Raw genomic sequence first — 17,505 nt, forward strand, 5'->3', positions numbered from 1 at the left:
ACCGCGTTCCGTTATTTGACGGACGGCTTCTTCTTTAAATTCAGGTGTAAATCGTGGTGTGCCCATACGCTCCTCCTGTGCTCAAACTATAGGGCAGGATCGTCTACTGGGGGGGGGGCAGTCCAGTTTTGCGTCAAGATCGATCTCTACCCATCGAGCGCCAGAAGCCTCCGAAGGGCGCACAAGAGTCAGGAGCTGCCATTCAATCAGGCAGCGAGTGGAAACGGACAGATTCGACATCACCAGCGAACGCATAAGCTTCGGCAATTCCTCTGGTCGCAGTGTGGGCATATTCTGCTTCTTAGGCTTTTCAAACGCCATCCCCACACCCGAGGCAGGATTAGCATCAATCAGCCCAGTATTGACCGCGTAAATCATAATCTCATTAATGCGCTGTACCAAGCAACGAACCGTTTCCAGAGCACCACGGGCCTTAATCGGCTCCAATGCTTCAACAAGCTTGCGCGCTTTTATTTCCTGTACGGGAATTTCACCAATAGCAGGAAAAACATCCTTCTCAAGAGAGCGCCAGATATCCTTAGCGTAATCCGCCGTAACGCTGGCTTGTTTCAAAGCAAACCAGTTAGCGGCCACGGTTGAGAAAATGCTGTCTAACGCTATCTGTTGCTGTTCTGTGACCTGTTCGGCCTGGGTCTGTGGGTCAATACCGTTTGCGAGTAAGGAGAGGTAGTCAGCGCGCAGGCGTCTGGCATCTGCCAGCGATAGGGCAGGGAAGGCACCAAGGCCCATCATGGTGCGCTGCTTTGTCGCTGGCCTTTGATAGCGGAAACGCCAAAGCTTCTTTCCTGTGGTTTTCACCACCATAAAAAGTCCGTCGCCGTCATGCAGCGTCAGATCTTTATCAATGGCTTTGGATCGAAGAACTTCTGTGTTGGTGAGAGGGCGCGTAGTCCTTGCCATACGGGGCTTTCCTGCGTGAATTGGTATACGTTATTGGCATACATCTTACCGTATACCAATGCGTATACCAATTATCACCGGATTTGGCTGGATCTCTACGGACTACTACAGACGTAAAAAAGCCCGCGAGGCTGGTTCCAAGCGGGCTTTCAGGACTTACCCGGACGTATCCGGTATCCGGTACATAATGTGGTGGAGCTGGCGGGAGTTGAACCCGCGTCCGAAATTACTACACCGTCGGCACTACATGCTTAGTCCAGTCTTTACATTCGCCGGTTAGCTGCGAACGGACACGCCACTAACAAACTAGCCTGATTAGGTTTAATGCTTCAGCCCCAGGCAGGGCATTCGCACGATCTCTTTTGGGTTTGACCTCTCTTGATCCCCGTCCTAAGAGCGGAGGCTAGGGAGAGAGGGCTCTGAGCAGGTTATTAAGCTGCTAAAGCGTAGTTTTCGTCGTTTGCAACTATTTTTTTGCGGCTTTTAACGAGGCAAACCGCCCCTCGGCATGCTCCTAGGGCTTCGCAAATCCCGTCGAATCCAGAATCAGCCCCAAGTACTGTGAAGCAGTATATCAGAAAAACCCGTCGCAACGCCAGAGACTTAGCGATTGGCGTGTTTCATGATGCGTGCTTTGTCGGTCTTCCACTCGCGATCTTTAATGTCATCACGCTTGTCGTGCTCTTTCTTACCTTTTGCCACGCCGATTTTCAGCTTGGCCCAGGCATTTTTCCAGTACAGCGACAGCGCCACGACAGTGTAGCCATCACGGTTTGCTTTACTGAACAGGTTTGCAAGCTCACGCTCTTTCAGCAGAAGCTTACGGGTGCGGGTTGGATCGCAGACCACATGCGATGATGCGCCAATCAGCGCCTGGAAGGTGGCACCGAACAGAAAGGCTTCACCGTCACGCAGCATGATATAGCTCTCACTGATATTGGCCTTACCGGCACGGAGAGATTTGACTTCCCATCCCTGTAGCGAAAGCCCCGCTTCGAACTCTTCTTCAATGAAGTATTCATGACGGGCCCGCTTGTTCATGGCAATGGTGGCGGAACCGGGTTTATGTGCTTTTTTCTTTGTCATAGTGCAACTTAGTGTACATGAAGCGGTGATTGATGGCATCCCCTGTAACAACAGCGGCAGGGAAAAGCGCTATTTTAGCAGAACGCTGACGGCTGAGAATTTTTGTTTGATCGCCGGCGATGGTATTATTGACAGGTTTAGGATTAACAGGAAACGCTATGTCTCAGATTAGTCGTTCTGCGCTGGTGCCCTACAGTGCAGAGCAAATGTTCCGGTTGGTAAACGATGTGGATGCCTATCCGGAATTTCTTCCAGGGTGTACCGGCAGCCGGGTGCTTGATGCCAGTGAACAGCAGATGACGGCGTCGGTGGACGTTTCCAAAGCCGGTATCAGCAAAACTTTTGTCACCCGAAACACGTTGACTGACAATCAGAGCATTCACATGCAGCTGGTTGATGGCCCGTTTCGCAAACTGACCGGTGGCTGGGAGTTCACCGCGCTCAGTGAAGATGCCTGCAAGGTTGAGCTGAACCTCGAGTTTGAATTTACCAATATGCTGGTGGAAATGGCCTTCGGACGAATTTTCAAAGAACTGGCCAGCAGCATGGTGCAGGCTTTCACCCGCCGCGCCAAAGAGGTTTACAGTGCCTGATATTGCCATCGAGGTGGTTTATGCGTTGCCGGAAAAACAATATCTCTACACGGTAAATGTGGAAGAGGGTGCCACCGTAGAGCAGGCGATCAGGGCTTCCGGCATTCTGGATCTGCGCACTGATATCGACCTCGCCAGCAACAAGGTGGGTGTATTCAGCCGTCCGGTGAAGCTGAATGATGAAGTTCACAGCGGTGACAGAATCGAGATTTATCGTCCCCTGCTGGCTGACCCGAAAGAATTACGTCGTCAGCGTGCCGAGCGCGCCGCAAAAAATAAGGCGCCCTGAGCGCCTTACTGTTTTCCTTCCGACCGGTGGCTATCGCAGTCCGACCGCGACTCCACTTAGCCTTTGTTGCGGCTCAGATTCGGTTTGTTATCGATGTTGGTCAGCGTGCCATTTTTGTCAAAGGTCAGCGTCAGTGTCTGCTGGGTCACTGGCTCGTGGCCTGGCTCCTGACGGAACACGTAATACCAGACGTTGCTGCCAAACGGGTCACGCATCATCGGCGTGCCCAGAGTGTAGGCCACCTGCTGTTGAGTCATGCCGTTATGGATTTTAGAAACGTCATTAGCAACCAGGTAGTTACCCTGGTTGATATCTGGCCGGTAAACCACTCGCTCCAGAGTGGAACATCCAGCGGTCATCATCAGAAGAACCACCGCCGCAGCAGTCAGCGTTTTACAGCGCATAAGTATCTTTATTCCTTTTAGGGCCAACAATCTGGCTGCATCGAAACTCGCGACGATAACAGCGTAAGAAGTCGATGATAATAAACCTTTCCGCAGTTTGAAACCTCTACGGAGCATGGTTATGACCACAGGCACCCAAAAAAGTGCGGCATCAGGCTGCTAAAAGCTCTTTCGCATTCGCCAGCGTGTTGCGGGTTACTTCACTTCCGCCCAGCAGACGCGCCAGCTCCTGCAGGCGGGAGCGTTTGTCGAGCGGCTGCATATGGGTCTCTGTCATCTCTCCATCGGTCTCTTTGCTGACGTAAAAATGATGGTTGCCACACCCTGCAACCTGCGGCAGGTGGGTTACGCACATGACCTGAGTAGACTCACCTAACTGGCGCAGCATTTTGCCCACCACTGCGGCGGTTGGGCCGCTGATGCCCACATCCACTTCATCGAAAATCAGTGCCGGAGTATCCATTTTACGGGCGGTGATCACCTGAATAGCTAAAGCAATGCGCGAAAGCTCGCCGCCTGAAGCAACTTTGGACAGCGGCTGCAGCGGCTGACCAGGGTTCGTACTGACCCGGAAATCAATCCGGTCTGCCCCTTCTGCGGTGAGGTGGTCAGCGTTGAACTGAACATCAATACCCAACTGGCCATGAGGCATCGACAGCGCGTTCATACTCTCACCAATCATCCGGCTAAGCTCCTGCGCATAGTGCACGCGGCGATGATGCAGTTTCTCAGCACAAGTCAGGGCAACCTGATGATGCTGCGCAACAATCAGCGCCAGCTCATCCTGATCGCTTTCCTGCTGATTAAGCAACGCCTGCTCTTCCAGCAGTTGCTGGTGAAAGGCGGGGAGCTCTTCCGGTGAAATGTGGTGCTTACGCGCCAGAGAAATTTGCCGGGAGAGGCGCTGTTCTAGCTCATGCAGGCGGTTAGGATCCAGATCCAGCCACTCACAATAATGGCGAAGCTCATCGCTGGCTTCGCTGATCTGAATGGCGGCCTCGTCAAGCAGAGTGCAGACGCCACTGAGTTTGTCATCCATTGCCACCAGTTCACTGAGCAGTTGATGAGCAGTATAGAGCTGGTTTTGCAGCGTGGTATCTTCACCATCAGCCAGCAGCATCAGTGCCTGCTGGCTGGTGGACAGCAGCTGTCCGCTGTTCGCCAGGCGCTTATACTCTTCGTCAATCTGCTCATATTCCCCCGCCTGTGGGGCGAACTCATTCAGCTCTTTCAGCTGATACTGAAGCAGTTCGCGCCGTGCTTCACGCTCCTGAGACAGCTGCTGAAGCTGAGCCAGAGTCCGGCAGCTTTGATGCCACTGGCGATAGCTGCCAGCCATCTCCTGCAACAGGTTGTTCTCTCCGGCATAACCGTCCAGCAGAGTTTTCTGGTGTTCTGGTTTCAGTAACAGCTGATGAGCATGCTGCCCGTGGATCTGAATCAGGAGCTGACCCAGGTCGCGAAGCTGTGAAAGAGGAACAGCGGTGCCGTTAATAAAACCGCGTGAACGACCATCGCTGCTGAGCACACGGCGTAACAGGCACTCATTGCCTTCATCCAGCTGATTATCGAGCAGCCACTGCAGGGCGGAGGGGGTATCTTTCAGGGAGAAGCTGGCGCAAATATCCGCGCGAGTTGCGCCCTGGCGCACCATATCTGCTTCAGCACGGCCGCCCAGGCACAGACCCAGCGCATCGATAGCAATAGATTTTCCCGCACCGGTTTCGCCAGTGATGGCGGTCATGCCGCGCTGAAAATCGATTTCAAGTTCACGAACAATCGCAAAATTACTGATGGTCAGTTGTGCCAGCATAGTTAGCGTTCCTGTATGAAAACACAGATATGGTTTTTCATACAGTATATACTGGTTTTATAACCAGTAAAGTAGCTGGCGCTGGATTTTAAAACAATTTTTTTGACCAGCCCAGTTTGGAGCTCAGCGTGTTGAAATAATTGTAGTTTTGAGGATGGATCAAATTCAGGTGATCCTCGTTTCTGCGGATCAACACGTCTTCCCCTTCCTGGATCGGCAGGGCAATCTGGCTGTCACAGCTCACTTCCAGATCGCTGCGCATATGGGAAAAACGCAGGCGGATGGTGCTGCTGCTGTTGATCACCAGAGGGCGCGCGGAAAGCGTGTGCGGAAACATCGGCACAATGGCAATGGCATCCAGCGAAGGCGTCAGTATCGGGCCGCCTGCAGAGAGCGAGTAAGCGGTAGAGCCTGTTGGAGTGGAAATAATCAGACCATCTGAACGCTGCGAAAAAGCAAAAGTCTCGTCGATATAGACCTCAAACTCGATCATGTGCGCCACTTTGCCCGGGTGAAGCACCACTTCGTTAATCGCCGTGCCAATTCTCGGGTCGCGCCCATGCCTGCAAACCTGGGCTTCGAGCAGAAAGCGGCTCTCCGTGATGTATTTTCCTTCCAGCACATCGGCCAGCTGCTGTTGGGCATTGTCCGGGTCAAGGTCCGTTAGGAACCCAAGGTTGCCACGGTTAATCCCAATCACTTTAATGTCGTAGCGGGCCAGCACCCGGGCCGCTCCCAGCATATTCCCGTCGCCGCCGACCACCACAGCCAAATCGGCCTTCTGTCCAATCTCGGCCAGCGTTCCGGTTTCCACATCGGAGAGGTTCAGCTCACGTGCAATCTGCTGCTCGATAATCACCTCATAGCCCTTCGTCGTCAGCCAGCGGTAGAGCATTTCGTGCGTCGTCAGCGCGGTAGGATGGCGCGGATGCCCCACAATACCAATGCAGTTGAAATGGTTGTTCATGATGCTGGCGTTCCTCATGAGGTAAACTACCTCAGACAATGTGACCGGTTCCCTTGAAACCGCAATTCTGATCCCCATAATAAGCGAACCAGCGAGATGAATGTGCACAAACGCGGAGAATTTCATGAGTAGTAAAGAACAGAACACACCAAACGAGCAAGTCTCAGACGATATTGAGATGGAACAGACGCAACACCAGGACGCAGAGATAGCCGAAGGGGTGGATCCGCGTGATGAGCGTATCGCCGAGCTGGAAGCCCAGTTGGCTCAGGCGCAGGGCGGCGTGCGTGAAGCGCAGCTGCGTGCTCAGGCTGAAATCGAAAATATCCGTCGCCGTGTCGAACTGGACGTGGAAAAAGCCCACAAATTTGCCCTGGAAAAATTCGCCAACGAGCTGCTGCCGGTGATCGACAGCCTGGAGCGCGCGCTGGAAGTGGCAGATAAAGAAAATCCTGAACTGACCGCGATGGTTGAAGGGATTGATCTGACGCTGAAATCCCTGCTGGGTGCGGTGCGCAAATTTGGCGTGGAAGTGGTTGGCGATGTCAGTGTTCCATTTAATCCGGAAATCCATCAGGCGATGTCGATGATGGAATCTGACGAAGTGGCCCCTAATCACGTGCTGATGGTGATGCAACGTGGTTACACGCTGAATGGTCGCCTGCTGCGTCCGGCAATGGTTGCGGTTTCTAAAGCCAAAGCGTAGTTGCCCGCTGAAAGTAAAAAAGCACCTCATGAGGTGCTTTTTTTATTGCTGTAGCTCTGGTCTGGCAGAACGGGCGTCCAGTTAATGGGTTCTTCTCCGTGCTGAGCCAGCCATTCGTTGGTTTTGGAGAAGTGTCCGCAACCAAAAAAACCACGGTGTGCCGAAAGCGGGGAAGGGTGCGGAGCCTGCAGCACGTGATGACGCTTCCTGTCGATAATCGCGCCTTTTTTCTGCGCATGCGATCCCCACAGTAAAAACACCACGCCCTCACGATGCTCATTGATCGCCGCTATCACGTTATCGGTAAACGTTTCCCAGCCAAAGCGAGCGTGGGAGTGTGCCTGTCCGGCTTCAACTGTCAGCACCGTGTTCAGCAGCATCACTCCCTGCCTTGCCCAGCTTTCAAGAAAACCATGCTGGGGGCGTTCGAAGCCGGGAATATCAGTGAGCAATTCTTTATACATATTGACCAGCGAAGGCGGAACGGCGACACCCGGCAATACGGAAAAGGACAGACCGTGTGCCTGGTTAGGGCCGTGGTAAGGATCCTGCCCAAGGATCACTACCTTCACCTCGCTCAGCTCTGTCAGACGAAAGGCGTTAAACACGTCTTTCTGCGGCGGATAAACCGTTTTGCCAGCTGCGCGTTCTTTTGCCACTAATGACAGGGTGTCGATAAAGTAGGGCTTCTCTTTTTCCTGTGCCAGCACGTCGTGCCAGGTCAGTGCATTGACCATATCTGCCTCCTTAGGGGTAACCTGCCCGTAGCTTAACCCGGATCGCTGCGGCTAGAAACTTAAAATAAAATTGAAAATATACAAAAAAATATGAAATTCATTTTTCTGGCAAAATTGAACTAAATCAAAACGTTGATAAATAGTTGTCACTGCGGCATAGGACGATTTTGATTTAAATCAAAGTGGATCTTCCGGCAGGCTGATATACAGGTCAAATAGCATCACTGAATTTTCTGAACTTTGACCTGCTGATAACCTTCAGCACTGACTGCCTGGGAGGCACAATCATGATTACCGGAATCCAAATTACCAAAGCAACCAATGCGGCCCTGCTGAATTCGTTCTGGCTGCTGGATGATGAAAAAGCTGAAGCCCGCTGCGTCTGTGCCAAAGCTGATTACAGCGAAGATCAGGTGGTGTCTGTCAGTGACCTGGGCGACATCGAATACCGTGAAATCCCACTTGAAGTCAAACCTCAGGTACGTGTGGAAGGCGGTCAGCATCTGAATGTTAACGTGCTGCGCCGCGAAACGCTGGAAGAGGCTGTTAAGCATCCTGAGAAGTACCCACAACTGACTATCCGTGTTTCTGGCTATGCAGTGCGTTTCAACTCTCTGACGCCAGAACAGCAGCGTGACGTTATCGCGCGTACCTTTACAGAAAGTCTGTAATAGTGACTGAAAAATCCCGGTTTTCTGCCGGGATAATTGGTTGCGAGTAGAAAAAATCATCAGTGAAAACTCATTGTTAACATGATGAATAACAGACAGAAAAACCTTGCGGTTTTTACAGGTGCAGAGTGCTTACAGAGTAATTTGTCAGTTTTCTGAAAATTGTGAGTAAACAGGCAGTTTCTGTCACTGATGTCATTAAAAAAACCGCCCTTTCGGGGCGGTTTTTTGTCAGGCGGTATGATTATTCGGCGCTTTCAGTTTTAACTGTTCCGCTTGGCTTGCGACGCTTACCGATATTTTTGGTATCGCGGTGGCGTTTCTTCACGCGCGGCTTGGCTGCTTCAGCATCCTTGTCTTTCTGTTCTTTACGCTTAGCCAGGACCTTCTTGGAAGGTTTACCACTCAGTTTCTCACTTGGCGCACGGGTAGTGGGGCGCAACTCATCAACGGTACGCGCTTTCAGCGGTTCATTAACATAGCGGCTGACTTTGCCCAGCAGCACGTTGTCGTGCGCTTCCACCAGAGAGATCGCGGTGCCTTTCTTACCGGCGCGACCAGTACGCCCAATACGGTGCAGGTATGTATCCGCAGTGCGCGGCAAATCGAAGTTAAAGACGTGACTGACATCATCAATGTCGATACCACGAGCGGCCACATCGGTCGCAACCAGCACGTTCACCCGGCCGTCGACAACACGTTTTATCGCTTCGTTACGCTTAAACTGCTCAAGCTCACCTTCCAGATAGCTGGTGTTGATGCCAGCCTCACGCAGCCAGCCGCAGAGCTCATGCACACGCTCACGTTTGCGAACGAAGACTACTGAACGTGTCACTTCTGGCTGCTGTAGCAGATGGATCAGCAGAGCCGTTTTATGCTTAACATCGTCCGCACGGTAATACCACTGCAGAATCTTTTTGCGTTCGCGGCGGGCAGGATCGGCTTCGATCTCCACTGGCTCGTTCAGCAGACGTTCGGAGAAGTCTTTGATCGCATCGCCTTCCAGCGTGGCGGAGAAAAGCAGGGTCTGCTTGCGCCAGCGGGTTTCCGCCGCGATAGTCTCAATATCCTGTGCGAAGCCCATGTCCAGCATACGGTCGGCTTCATCCAGGATCAGCGTTTCCACTGCCCGGCAGTCGAAGTTCTCTTCTTTAATGTATTGCAGCAGGCGGCCGGTGGTCGCCACCACCACATCTTGGTTTTCACTGAACACTTCGGCGTGGTTCATGTATGCCACACCACCGGTGATGGTAGCGATATCCAGATGGGTGTGTTTGGCCAGCTCACGTGCCTGGTCAGCAACCTGCATCGCCAGTTCACGGGTAGGCGTCAGCACCAGAATGCGTGGCGGGCCTGATTTTTTACGGGGAAAATCGAGCAGATGCTGTAGAGCCGGCAGCAGATATGCGGCCGTTTTGCCTGTACCGGTTGGTGCCGAACCCAGAACGTCACGACCCTCCAGTGCAGGCGGGATTGCAGCGGCCTGGATAGCAGTGGGGCGCGTGAAGCCCTTTTCCTGCAGGGCTTCCAGCAGGCTTTCATCAAGTTCGAGTTCGGAAAAAGTGGTTACAGTCATGGTCTACCTCAGTTTGGGGCGCTGATTATAGACAGATTGAACGCGATCTTCATCTGTTTGTGTGGTCTGAATGACTTTTCCTTATTTCTTAATTGCCCTATGCTAGCGCCGTTTCCCTTTCAGGTCAGTCAAATGTCTCAACAGAAAGTTGTTCTCCGCGCCAACGGGTTTACTTTTAAACAATTTTTTGTCGCCCACGATCGCTGTGCGATGAAGGTTGGCACCGATGGCGTGCTGCTTGGCGCCTGGGCTCCGGTAGCGGGCGCCGGGCGGGTGCTGGATATCGGTACTGGCAGCGGGCTGATTGCTCTTATGCTGGCCCAACGTACAGCAGAAATCGTGGCAATTGATGCAGTTGAGCTGGATGAGCAGGCGGCCAGACAGGCGCAGGAGAATGCCGCTGCCTCGCCGTGGGCCGGACGAATCACTGTCTATCAGGATGATATTCTGCAGTGGGCGAAAAATTGCGGGCAGCGCTACTCGCTGATCGTGAGCAATCCGCCTTATTTTGTGCCGGGCGTCGATTGTGCCACACCCGAACGGGCTTCAGCACGCTATACCAGCGACTTAACTCACGATGTATTGCTGGCCTGTACGGAGAATCTCATTACGGAAGATGGCTATTTCTGTGTGATCCTGCCCGAATCTGCAGGTAACAAGCTGGTGGAGCTGGCGTTGCAGCGCGGCTGGCATCTGCATTTCCGCACCGATATTTCCGATAATGAAACGCGGCCGCCTAACCGCGTGCTGCTGGCGTTTTCCCCCCGGCCGGGCGAACAGTTCCTCGATCGCATGACCATTCGTGGGCCAGACCAGCGTTATTCTGAAGCGCATTGCAGCCTGACCCGCGAGTTCTATCTGTTCCGGTGATTATGGCGTGAGGACCGTGGGTTTGGGATCGTCCAATTGATTCGGGTAATCCAGCGTGTAATGCAGGCCCCGGCTCTCTTTTCTCTCCATTGCGCAGCGGACAATCAGTTCGGCTACCTGTACCAGGTTGCGCAACTCCAGCAAATTGTTAGAAATGCGGAAGTTGGCGTAATATTCGTCAATTTCCTGCTGCAACATAGTGATACGTCGCAGGGCACGCTCCAGTCGTTTAGTGGTGCGGACTATCCCCACGTAATCCCACATAAACAGCCGTAACTCGTGCCAGTTGTGCTGAATAACCACCTGTTCATCCGAATCATCCACGCGGCTCTCGTCCCACGCAGGAAGATCTTCAACCGGCGGCACAGCCTGCAGATGTTCATTGATGTGTTCTGCGGCTGACCAGCCATAAACCAGACATTCCAGCAGAGAGTTAGAGGCGAGGCGATTCGCCCCATGCAGACCGGTATAACTGACCTCTCCAATAGCATATAAACCGGAGACATCCGTCCGTCCCTGTTGATCAACCACCACGCCGCCACAGGTGTAATGTGCAGCCGGAACGACAGGAATGGGTTCTTTGGTCAGGTCGAAGCCCAGCGTTTTCAGTTTTTCATTGATGGTCGGGAAATGCGCCTGAATGAAGTCAGCTGGTTTATGGCTGATATCCAGATACATGCAGTCGGCACCCAGCCGTTTCATCTCATGATCGATAGCGCGGGCAACAATATCCCGGGGAGCCAGCTCGGCACGTTGATCGAAATCAGGCATAAACCTTGTGCCATCCGGACGCTTCAGCACGGCTCCTTCGCCGCGTAATGCTTCAGTCAGCAGGAAGTTTCGTGCCTCAGGATGGAACAGGCAGGTCGGGTGGAACTGGTTGAACTCCAGGTTTGCCACGCGGCAACCTGCACGCCATGCCATGGCGATGCCATCACCTGATGCCACGTCCGGATTAGTGGTGTACTGGTAGACTTTCGCCGCGCCACCGGTTGCCAGTACAACGGATCGTGCACGGCAGGTTTCAACCTTCTCACGCTTGCGGTTCCAGATATAGGCTCCGACAACACGTCGCTCGCCGGGCAGGCCAATTTTATCGGAGACGATCAGGTCCACGGCATTGCTGCGCTCGATGATACTGATATTCGGGTGGCTAAGTGACTGGCTTACCAGCGTATTTTCGACGGCACGCCCTGTGGCATCGGCACTGTGCAGTATCCGGCGGTGGCTGTGCCCGCCTTCGCGGGTCAGGTGATAGGGGCCATCGCCATTCTCCGGGCTCTCTTTGTCAAACAGCATGCCGTTATCGATCAGCCACTGCACACAGTGTCTGGCGTTGCTGGCGATAAAAGAGACCGCTTCGCGCTCACATAAACCGCCCCCGGCGACCAGCGTATCCTCGACGTGGGATTCTATGCTGTCATCCTCATCGAATACCGCGGCGATGCCACCCTGAGCATAAAACGTTGAGCCTTCGCTGATTGGCCCTTTACTTAATACGGTGACCTGATGTTTCCCGGCCAGGCGGAGGGCCAGTGTAAGACCGGCGGCACCGCTACCAATAATCAATACGTCACAGTTGTAATTGGGAGAAGAAATCATGTTGTTTAATTTACTAAACAGGTTGTTTGCTGAGCATAGCACCCAATTTTGGCGGTGAAAAAGTCTTTTTTCCCCGCCTCCGGGAGAGTGTGAGCCAGTCGATATTTTCATTCTTGTTGGAAATACAGCAAATTCACGGTTTTTTGTGCGTAAGAGGTTTAATATTGCGAACAGACTCGAATCACCGTGATTTAAAGATGAAAAAACAGGCTTCTTGGGGTACTCTGCGGCGTTGACGGGACGCTTTATGCCAGCAGGCGAAAGTGCAAAGAGAAGCAGTGGCTGCTCAAATCAGTCAGAAATCATAAAAATGATCGCTGATTTATCCTCTTCCCGCACCGACATCACAAATAAAACGGCGCAACGGAACTTTACTCATGACCATCACTCTAAGCGCATGCTTGCTCAAAAAGTATGAGTTATTGCGGGGAGTTCGGAAACGCGTGGAAAAAGATTTGGGGAGACATTACCTCGGATGAGCGAGCAGTTAACGGACCAGGTTCTCGTAGAGCGAGTTCAGAAAGGAGATCAGAAGTCATTCAATTTACTGGTGGTACGCTACCAGCATAAAGTGGCGAGCCTGGTTTCCCGCTATGTTCCGTCTGGAGATGTACCTGATGTAGTACAGGAATCATTCATTAAAGCGTATCGTGCGCTGGAATCATTCCGTGGCGATAGTGCCTTTTATACCTGGCTCTATCGGATTGCCGTCAATACGGCCAAAAATTACCTTGTTGCTCAGGGACGCCGTCCGCCATCCAGTGATGTGGATGCGATAGACGCTGAAAACTTCGAAAGTGCAGGTGCACTGAAAGAAATTTCGAACCCTGAGAACTTAATGTTGTCGGAAGAATTGAAACAGATGGTTTTTCGCACCATCGAAACGCTGCCCGAGGATCTCCGTATGGCGATTACTCTGAGGGAGCTGGATGGTCTGAGCTATGAAGAGATAGCCGCCATTATGGATTGCCCGGTCGGTACAGTTCGTTCTCGTATCTTCCGTGCTCGCGAAGCCATCGATAATAAAATTCAACCGCTTATCCAACGCTAGCGATAGCGGATACAGGAAGGGTACTGAGGCATGCAGAAAGAACAACTTTCCGCTTTAATGGACGGTGAGACTTTGGATAACGAAGTTTTGTACGCATTGTCTAAAGACGCCAGGCTGCAACAAAACTGGGAAAGCTATCACCTGATTCGCGATACTCTGCGCGGTGATGTTGGGCAGGTCATCCATTTCGATATCTCAGCCCGGGTGGCTGCGGCAATCGCAAATGAACCGCTTGGCAAAACTACAACGCTGATCCCGGAAGCGCAGCCAACTCCGGAATGCTATGGCAACATGCCGTTCTGGCACAAAGTCCGTCCATGGGCCGCTCAAATTACTCAGGTTGGCGTAGCCGCCTGTGTCTCGCTGGCAGTGATAGTTGGCGTGCAGCATTACAACCAGCCCCAGAACGGGCAGAGCCAGTCAGATTCGCCAGTGTTTAACACGCTGCCGATGATGGGGCAGGCTTCTCCGGTGAGTCTGGGAGTGCCTTCTGAGAGCGCAGTTAACAGCAATGCGCCACAGCAGGTGCAGGAACAGCGCCGCCGTGTAAATGCGATGCTGCAGGATTATGAATTGCAGCGCCGCTTGCATTCCGATCAGCTCCAGTTTGAGCAGAAACCTGCTCAGCAGGCTGCCGTTCAGGTTCCGGGTAATCAGTCGTTAGGAATTCAGCAGCAGTAATGAAGCAACTTTGGTGCGCCGTCAGCCTTATGGCTGGCAGCCTGATGTACTCCAGTGTCGCCCCGGCGGAAACTACCTCCGGGGCGCTGTTGCAACAGATGGAGCAGGCCGGCCAGTCTCTCAATTACGAATTCGCTTACATCAACGTCTCAAGACTGGGGATTGAATCCCTGCGTTACCGTCATGCCGTGCTGAACAACAAAGTGTATGCTCAGATGCTGCAGATGGACGGGCCGCGCCGTGAAATTATCCAGCGCGGTAATGAGGTGAGTTACTTCGAACCCGGCCTGGAGCCGTTTACCCTGGCAGGGGATCACATTGTTGATGCCCTCCCGTCGCTGGTTTATGCCGATTTCCAGAAGCTGGCCGATACCTATGATTTTGTGCCTGTAGGCCGCACCCGCATTGCCGACCAGATGTGTGAGGTAATCCGCATCGTGGCCCGTGATGGTACGCGCTACAGCTACATTGTCTGGCTGGACAGCGACACCAAACTGCCACTGCGGGTCGATCTGCTTGATCATGACGGTGAGACGCTGGAGCAGTATCGCGTGGTCAGTTTCGCGGTGGATGATGGCGTGCGGAAGATGATGCAGGGGCTGGAAAAAGCCAATCTGCCACCTTCTTTATCCGTTCCTGCCAGTGATAAAGTGACCTTTAACTGGACCGCTGGCTGGTTGCCGGTGGGAATGAAAGAAGTGACGCAGAGCCGCCGGCAGATCCCGTCATTGAACAAACCGGTGGAATCCCGTCTTTACTCTGATGGCCTGTTCAGTTTCTCGGTTAACGTCAGCGCGGCCGATAAAAACAGTTCGCCACAGCTATTGCGTACCGGGCGTCGTACGGTCCAGACTGAAGTACGTAATAATGCGGAAATCACGGTGGTCGGTGAACTCCCGCCATCAACCGCTAAACGTATTGCAGACGGCGTTAAACTGGGGTCGGTACAATGATGAGAGAATGGGCCACGGTGGTGTCGTGGCAGGATGGTGTGGCCACGCTGCACTCCGAAATGAAAACTTCCTGCAGCAGCTGCTCAGCCCGCAAGGGTTGCGGCAGCCACATGCTCAATAAGCTGGGGCCGAAAAACGCGCACGTGATGAAAATCGCCAGCGCTGAACCGCTGAAGGCGGGGCAACGTATTGAGCTGGGCATTGAAGAGAAAAGCCTGCTCAGTTCAGCTTTGCTTGTGTATATGACTCCGCTGCTGGGCCTGTTCATCGTTGCTGGCCTGTTCCAGATGCTGTTTCATAGCGATCTTTCCGCCGCAGCGGGTGCATTACTGGGTGGCGTTGGCGGTTTTATTGTGGCTAAGGGAATTTCGAATTTCCTCGGGAAATCTGCCTCTTTCCAGCCGGTAATCCTCAGCGTTGCACTACCTCCGGATGTTCTCCGGGTCGAAACGGATGCATAATTCCCCCGGCCTGCTGTTAATAAATTCTTTCAATCAACAGGTTAAGTGTTGCAGGGTCGCTTCGGCGGCCCTGTTTACTTTTGCAGGCTGAAAGACGTTTTCTTAAGGATGGTCTGGAGTGTAATTAATGGTCAGCATGGTCGTAAACTGACATCCTCCGTTGCGAATTTGATGCCCTGCTATGCGTGTGAATTCTTTCGTGCAGGGGGCTAACAGTGTAAGATGCGTGCTCATTGATGGCGGGTGCATTGCAGTAAGTGTTGACGGCCGTGTCCACCGCGAGAATTAAACCGAACGTTTAAGCGAAAATATTCATATAAATGAAGCATATAAGAAACTTTTCTGTCATCGCTCATATCGACCATGGCAAATCAACGCTCTCCGACCGTTTGATTCAGATTTGCGGTGGCCTGACCGAACGTGAAATGGCTGCACAGGTGCTGGATTCAATGGATCTGGAACGTGAACGCGGCATTACCATCAAGGCGCAGAGCGTGACGCTCGACTACCACGCGCCAGACGGTGAAACTTACCAGCTCAATTTTATCGACACCCCGGGCCATGTGGACTTCTCCTATGAAGTTTCCCGCTCGCTGGCAGCCTGCGAAGGCGCACTGCTGGTGGTTGATGCCGGGCAGGGCGTGGAAGCACAGACTCTGGCCAACTGCTACACCGCGATGGAAATGGATCTGGAAGTGGTACCGGTGCTGAACAAGATTGATCTGCCCGCGGCGGATCCCGATCGCGTGTCGCAGGAAATCGAAGATATCGTCGGCATTGATGCCACCGATGCGGTGCGTTGCTCCGCCAAAACTGGCGTGGGCGTACCGGATGTCCTGGAACGCCTGGTGCGTGATATCCCGCCTCCGGAAGGCGACCCTGAAGGTCCGCTGCAGGCGCTGATCATCGACTCCTGGTTTGATAACTATCTGGGCGTGGTCTCACTGGTGCGTATTAAAAACGGCACCCTGCGTAAAGGCGATAAGGTCAAAGTAATGAGCACCGGTCTGGCCTATAACGCCGATCGTCTGGGGATCTTCACGCCGAAGCGTGTTGACCGCGAAATGCTGAACTGTGGCGAAGTTGGCTGGCTGGTCTGCGCGATCAAAGATATCCTGGGTGCGCCAGTTGGGGATACGCTGACGTTGTCACGTAACCCGGCGGAAAAGGCGTTGCCAGGCTTCAAGAAAGTGAAGCCACAGGTTTATGCCGGTCTGTTCCCAATCAGTTCAGATGACTATGAAGCCTTCCGTGATGCGCTTGGCAAACTGAGCCTGAACGATGCTTCATTGTTCTACGAGCCAGAAAGTTCCACCGCGCTGGGCTTTGGCTTCCGCTGTGGCTTCCTTGGCCTGTTGCACATGGAGATCATTCAGGAGCGTCTGGAGCGTGAATACGACCTGGATTTGATCACCACGGCACCGACCGTAGTCTATGAAGTGCTGACCACTTCCGGCGAGACTGTCTATGTTGACAGCCCGGCGAAGCTGCCGCCGCTGAACAACATCGAAGAGCTGCGTGAACCGATTGCCGAGTGTCACATGCTGCTGCCGCAGGAATACCTCGGCAACGTGATCACGCTGTGTATCGAAAAACGCGGTGTGCAGACCAACATGGTTTACCACGGTAACCAGGTTGCCCTGACTTATGAAATCCCGATGGCGGAAGTGGTGCTCGACTTCTTCGACCGCCTGAAGTCCACCTCGCGTGGTTACGCCTCGCTGGACTATAACTTTAAACGCTTCCAGGCATCCGACATGGTGCGTGTGGACGTGCTGATCAACGCCGAGCGTGTCGATGCTCTTGCGCTAATCACCCACCGTGACAACTCGCAGTATCGCGGACGTGACCTGGTGGAAAAAATGAAAGATTTGATCCCGCGTCAGCAGTTTGACATCGCGATCCAGGCGGCCATTGGTAACCACATCATTGCCCGTTCTACCGTGAAACAGCTGCGTAAAAACGTCCTGGCGAAATGCTATGGCGGTGACGTCAGCCGCAAGAAAAAGCTGTTGCAGAAACAGAAAGACGGTAAGAAACGTATGAAGCAGGTGGGTAACGTTGAGCTGCCTCAGGAAGCGTTCCTTGCCATTCTCCATGTTGGTAAAGACGGTAAATAAAGCC

Annotated in this window: 18 protein-coding genes, 1 other RNA gene and 1 pseudogene; 11 read left to right on the forward strand and 9 right to left on the reverse strand. The window is 53.1% G+C overall.

The genetic code is table 11. The features are described 5' to 3' along the window. Positions 1-102 precede the first annotated feature (102 nt). From AC3Y5R_RS17300 to smpB, 3 genes and pseudogenes are all read right to left on the reverse strand, one after another. Positions 103-921: pseudogene (locus AC3Y5R_RS17300) on the reverse strand (phage integrase central domain-containing protein); the annotation flags it as partial. Positions 922-1,111: 190 nt separating this feature from the next. Then, positions 1,112-1,475, reverse strand: a transfer-messenger RNA (tmRNA) gene (gene ssrA, locus AC3Y5R_RS17305). 49 nt (positions 1,476-1,524) lie between these two features. Then, complete coding sequence (gene smpB, locus AC3Y5R_RS17310) at positions 1,525-2,007, reverse strand: SsrA-binding protein SmpB (protein ID WP_158782688.1); 483 nt, start codon at positions 2,005-2,007, stop codon at positions 1,525-1,527. A gap of 158 nt (positions 2,008-2,165) precedes the next feature. Between smpB and AC3Y5R_RS17315 the strand changes: the two genes are divergently transcribed. Together AC3Y5R_RS17315 and AC3Y5R_RS17320 are read left to right on the forward strand one after the other, a co-directional pair. Further along, positions 2,166-2,600, forward strand: a complete 435-nt coding sequence (locus tag AC3Y5R_RS17315) for a type II toxin-antitoxin system RatA family toxin (RefSeq protein ID WP_199257253.1) — start codon at positions 2,166-2,168, stop codon at positions 2,598-2,600. After that, on the forward strand, positions 2,593-2,889 hold the full coding sequence (locus tag AC3Y5R_RS17320; RefSeq protein ID WP_489922347.1) for an RnfH family protein: 297 nt from the start codon (positions 2,593-2,595) through the stop codon (positions 2,887-2,889). The genes AC3Y5R_RS17315 and AC3Y5R_RS17320 overlap by 8 nt, the downstream gene beginning before the upstream one ends. Before the next feature lie 56 nt (positions 2,890-2,945). On the opposite strand, the gene bamE is transcribed toward AC3Y5R_RS17320, so the two are convergent. From bamE to nadK, 3 genes are all read right to left on the reverse strand, one after another. After that, on the reverse strand, positions 2,946-3,293 hold the full coding sequence (gene bamE / locus AC3Y5R_RS17325) for an outer membrane protein assembly factor BamE (RefSeq protein WP_489922348.1): 348 nt from the start codon (positions 3,291-3,293) through the stop codon (positions 2,946-2,948). Positions 3,294-3,444: 151 nt separating this feature from the next. Beyond that, a complete protein-coding gene (gene recN / locus AC3Y5R_RS17330) occupies positions 3,445-5,106 on the reverse strand; it encodes a DNA repair protein RecN (RefSeq protein WP_489922349.1) in 1,662 nt (553 codons plus the stop codon). 88 nt (positions 5,107-5,194) lie between these two features. Beyond that, positions 5,195-6,073: an NAD(+) kinase gene (nadK, locus tag AC3Y5R_RS17335; protein WP_158782693.1), complete on the reverse strand. Its 879-nt coding sequence runs from the start codon at positions 6,071-6,073 to the stop codon at positions 5,195-5,197. Positions 6,074-6,197: 124 nt separating this feature from the next. Here nadK and grpE point away from each other — a divergent pair, with 124 nt between their 5' ends. After that, positions 6,198-6,779: a nucleotide exchange factor GrpE gene (gene grpE, locus AC3Y5R_RS17340; protein WP_489922350.1), complete on the forward strand. Its 582-nt coding sequence runs from the start codon at positions 6,198-6,200 to the stop codon at positions 6,777-6,779. A 26-nt stretch (positions 6,780-6,805) separates the two neighbouring features. Here grpE and ung read toward each other — a convergent pair whose 3' ends face one another. Next, on the reverse strand, positions 6,806-7,516 hold the full coding sequence (gene ung, locus AC3Y5R_RS17345; RefSeq protein ID WP_489922351.1) for a uracil-DNA glycosylase: 711 nt from the start codon (positions 7,514-7,516) through the stop codon (positions 6,806-6,808). A gap of 287 nt (positions 7,517-7,803) precedes the next feature. On the opposite strand from ung, the gene grcA reads away from it, so the two are divergent. Beyond that, entirely contained in the window at positions 7,804-8,187 is a 384-nt protein-coding gene (gene grcA / locus AC3Y5R_RS17350; protein WP_489922352.1) for an autonomous glycyl radical cofactor GrcA, read from the forward strand. A gap of 244 nt (positions 8,188-8,431) precedes the next feature. On the opposite strand, the gene srmB is transcribed toward grcA, so the two are convergent. Then, positions 8,432-9,763 (reverse strand): ATP-dependent RNA helicase SrmB, encoded by a 1,332-nt coding sequence (srmB, locus tag AC3Y5R_RS17355; RefSeq protein WP_158782697.1) that lies wholly within the window; start codon positions 9,761-9,763, stop codon positions 8,432-8,434. A 132-nt stretch (positions 9,764-9,895) separates the two neighbouring features. Between srmB and trmN the strand changes: the two genes are divergently transcribed. Then, positions 9,896-10,633, forward strand: a complete 738-nt coding sequence (gene trmN, locus AC3Y5R_RS17360) for a tRNA(1)(Val) (adenine(37)-N(6))-methyltransferase TrmN (protein WP_489922353.1) — start codon at positions 9,896-9,898, stop codon at positions 10,631-10,633. Here trmN and nadB read toward each other — a convergent pair whose 3' ends face one another. Beyond that, on the reverse strand, positions 10,634-12,235 hold the full coding sequence (gene nadB / locus AC3Y5R_RS17365; protein WP_489922354.1) for an L-aspartate oxidase: 1,602 nt from the start codon (positions 12,233-12,235) through the stop codon (positions 10,634-10,636). A 247-nt stretch (positions 12,236-12,482) separates the two neighbouring features. On the opposite strand from nadB, the gene AC3Y5R_RS17370 reads away from it, so the two are divergent. The 6 genes from AC3Y5R_RS17370 to lepA all read left to right on the forward strand — a co-directional run bounded on the left by AC3Y5R_RS17370 (position 12,483) and on the right by lepA (position 17,501). Next, positions 12,483-12,653 carry a hypothetical protein gene (locus AC3Y5R_RS17370; RefSeq protein WP_489922355.1) on the forward strand — a complete coding sequence of 57 codons (171 nt, stop codon included), beginning with the start codon at positions 12,483-12,485 and terminating at the stop codon, positions 12,651-12,653. A gap of 57 nt (positions 12,654-12,710) precedes the next feature. After that, positions 12,711-13,286 carry an RNA polymerase sigma factor RpoE gene (gene rpoE, locus AC3Y5R_RS17375; protein WP_158782700.1) on the forward strand — a complete coding sequence of 192 codons (576 nt, stop codon included), beginning with the start codon at positions 12,711-12,713 and terminating at the stop codon, positions 13,284-13,286. 30 nt (positions 13,287-13,316) lie between these two features. Continuing rightward, entirely contained in the window at positions 13,317-13,967 is a 651-nt protein-coding gene (gene rseA, locus AC3Y5R_RS17380; protein WP_489922356.1) for an anti-sigma-E factor RseA, read from the forward strand. Beyond that, on the forward strand, positions 13,967-14,920 hold the full coding sequence (gene rseB, locus AC3Y5R_RS17385; RefSeq protein WP_489922357.1) for a sigma-E factor regulatory protein RseB: 954 nt from the start codon (positions 13,967-13,969) through the stop codon (positions 14,918-14,920). The genes rseA and rseB overlap by 1 nt, the downstream gene beginning before the upstream one ends. Continuing rightward, positions 14,917-15,381: a SoxR-reducing system protein RseC gene (rseC, locus tag AC3Y5R_RS17390; protein ID WP_489922358.1), complete on the forward strand. Its 465-nt coding sequence runs from the start codon at positions 14,917-14,919 to the stop codon at positions 15,379-15,381. The genes rseB and rseC overlap by 4 nt, the downstream gene beginning before the upstream one ends. A 320-nt stretch (positions 15,382-15,701) precedes the next feature. After that, the gene (gene lepA, locus AC3Y5R_RS17395; protein ID WP_158782704.1) at positions 15,702-17,501 is read left to right on the forward strand and encodes a translation elongation factor 4; all 1,800 of its coding nucleotides are present in this window, start codon (positions 15,702-15,704) and stop codon (positions 17,499-17,501) included. Positions 17,502-17,505 lie beyond the last annotated feature (4 nt).

Source organism: Erwinia sp. 009765445, assembly GCF_058137865.1.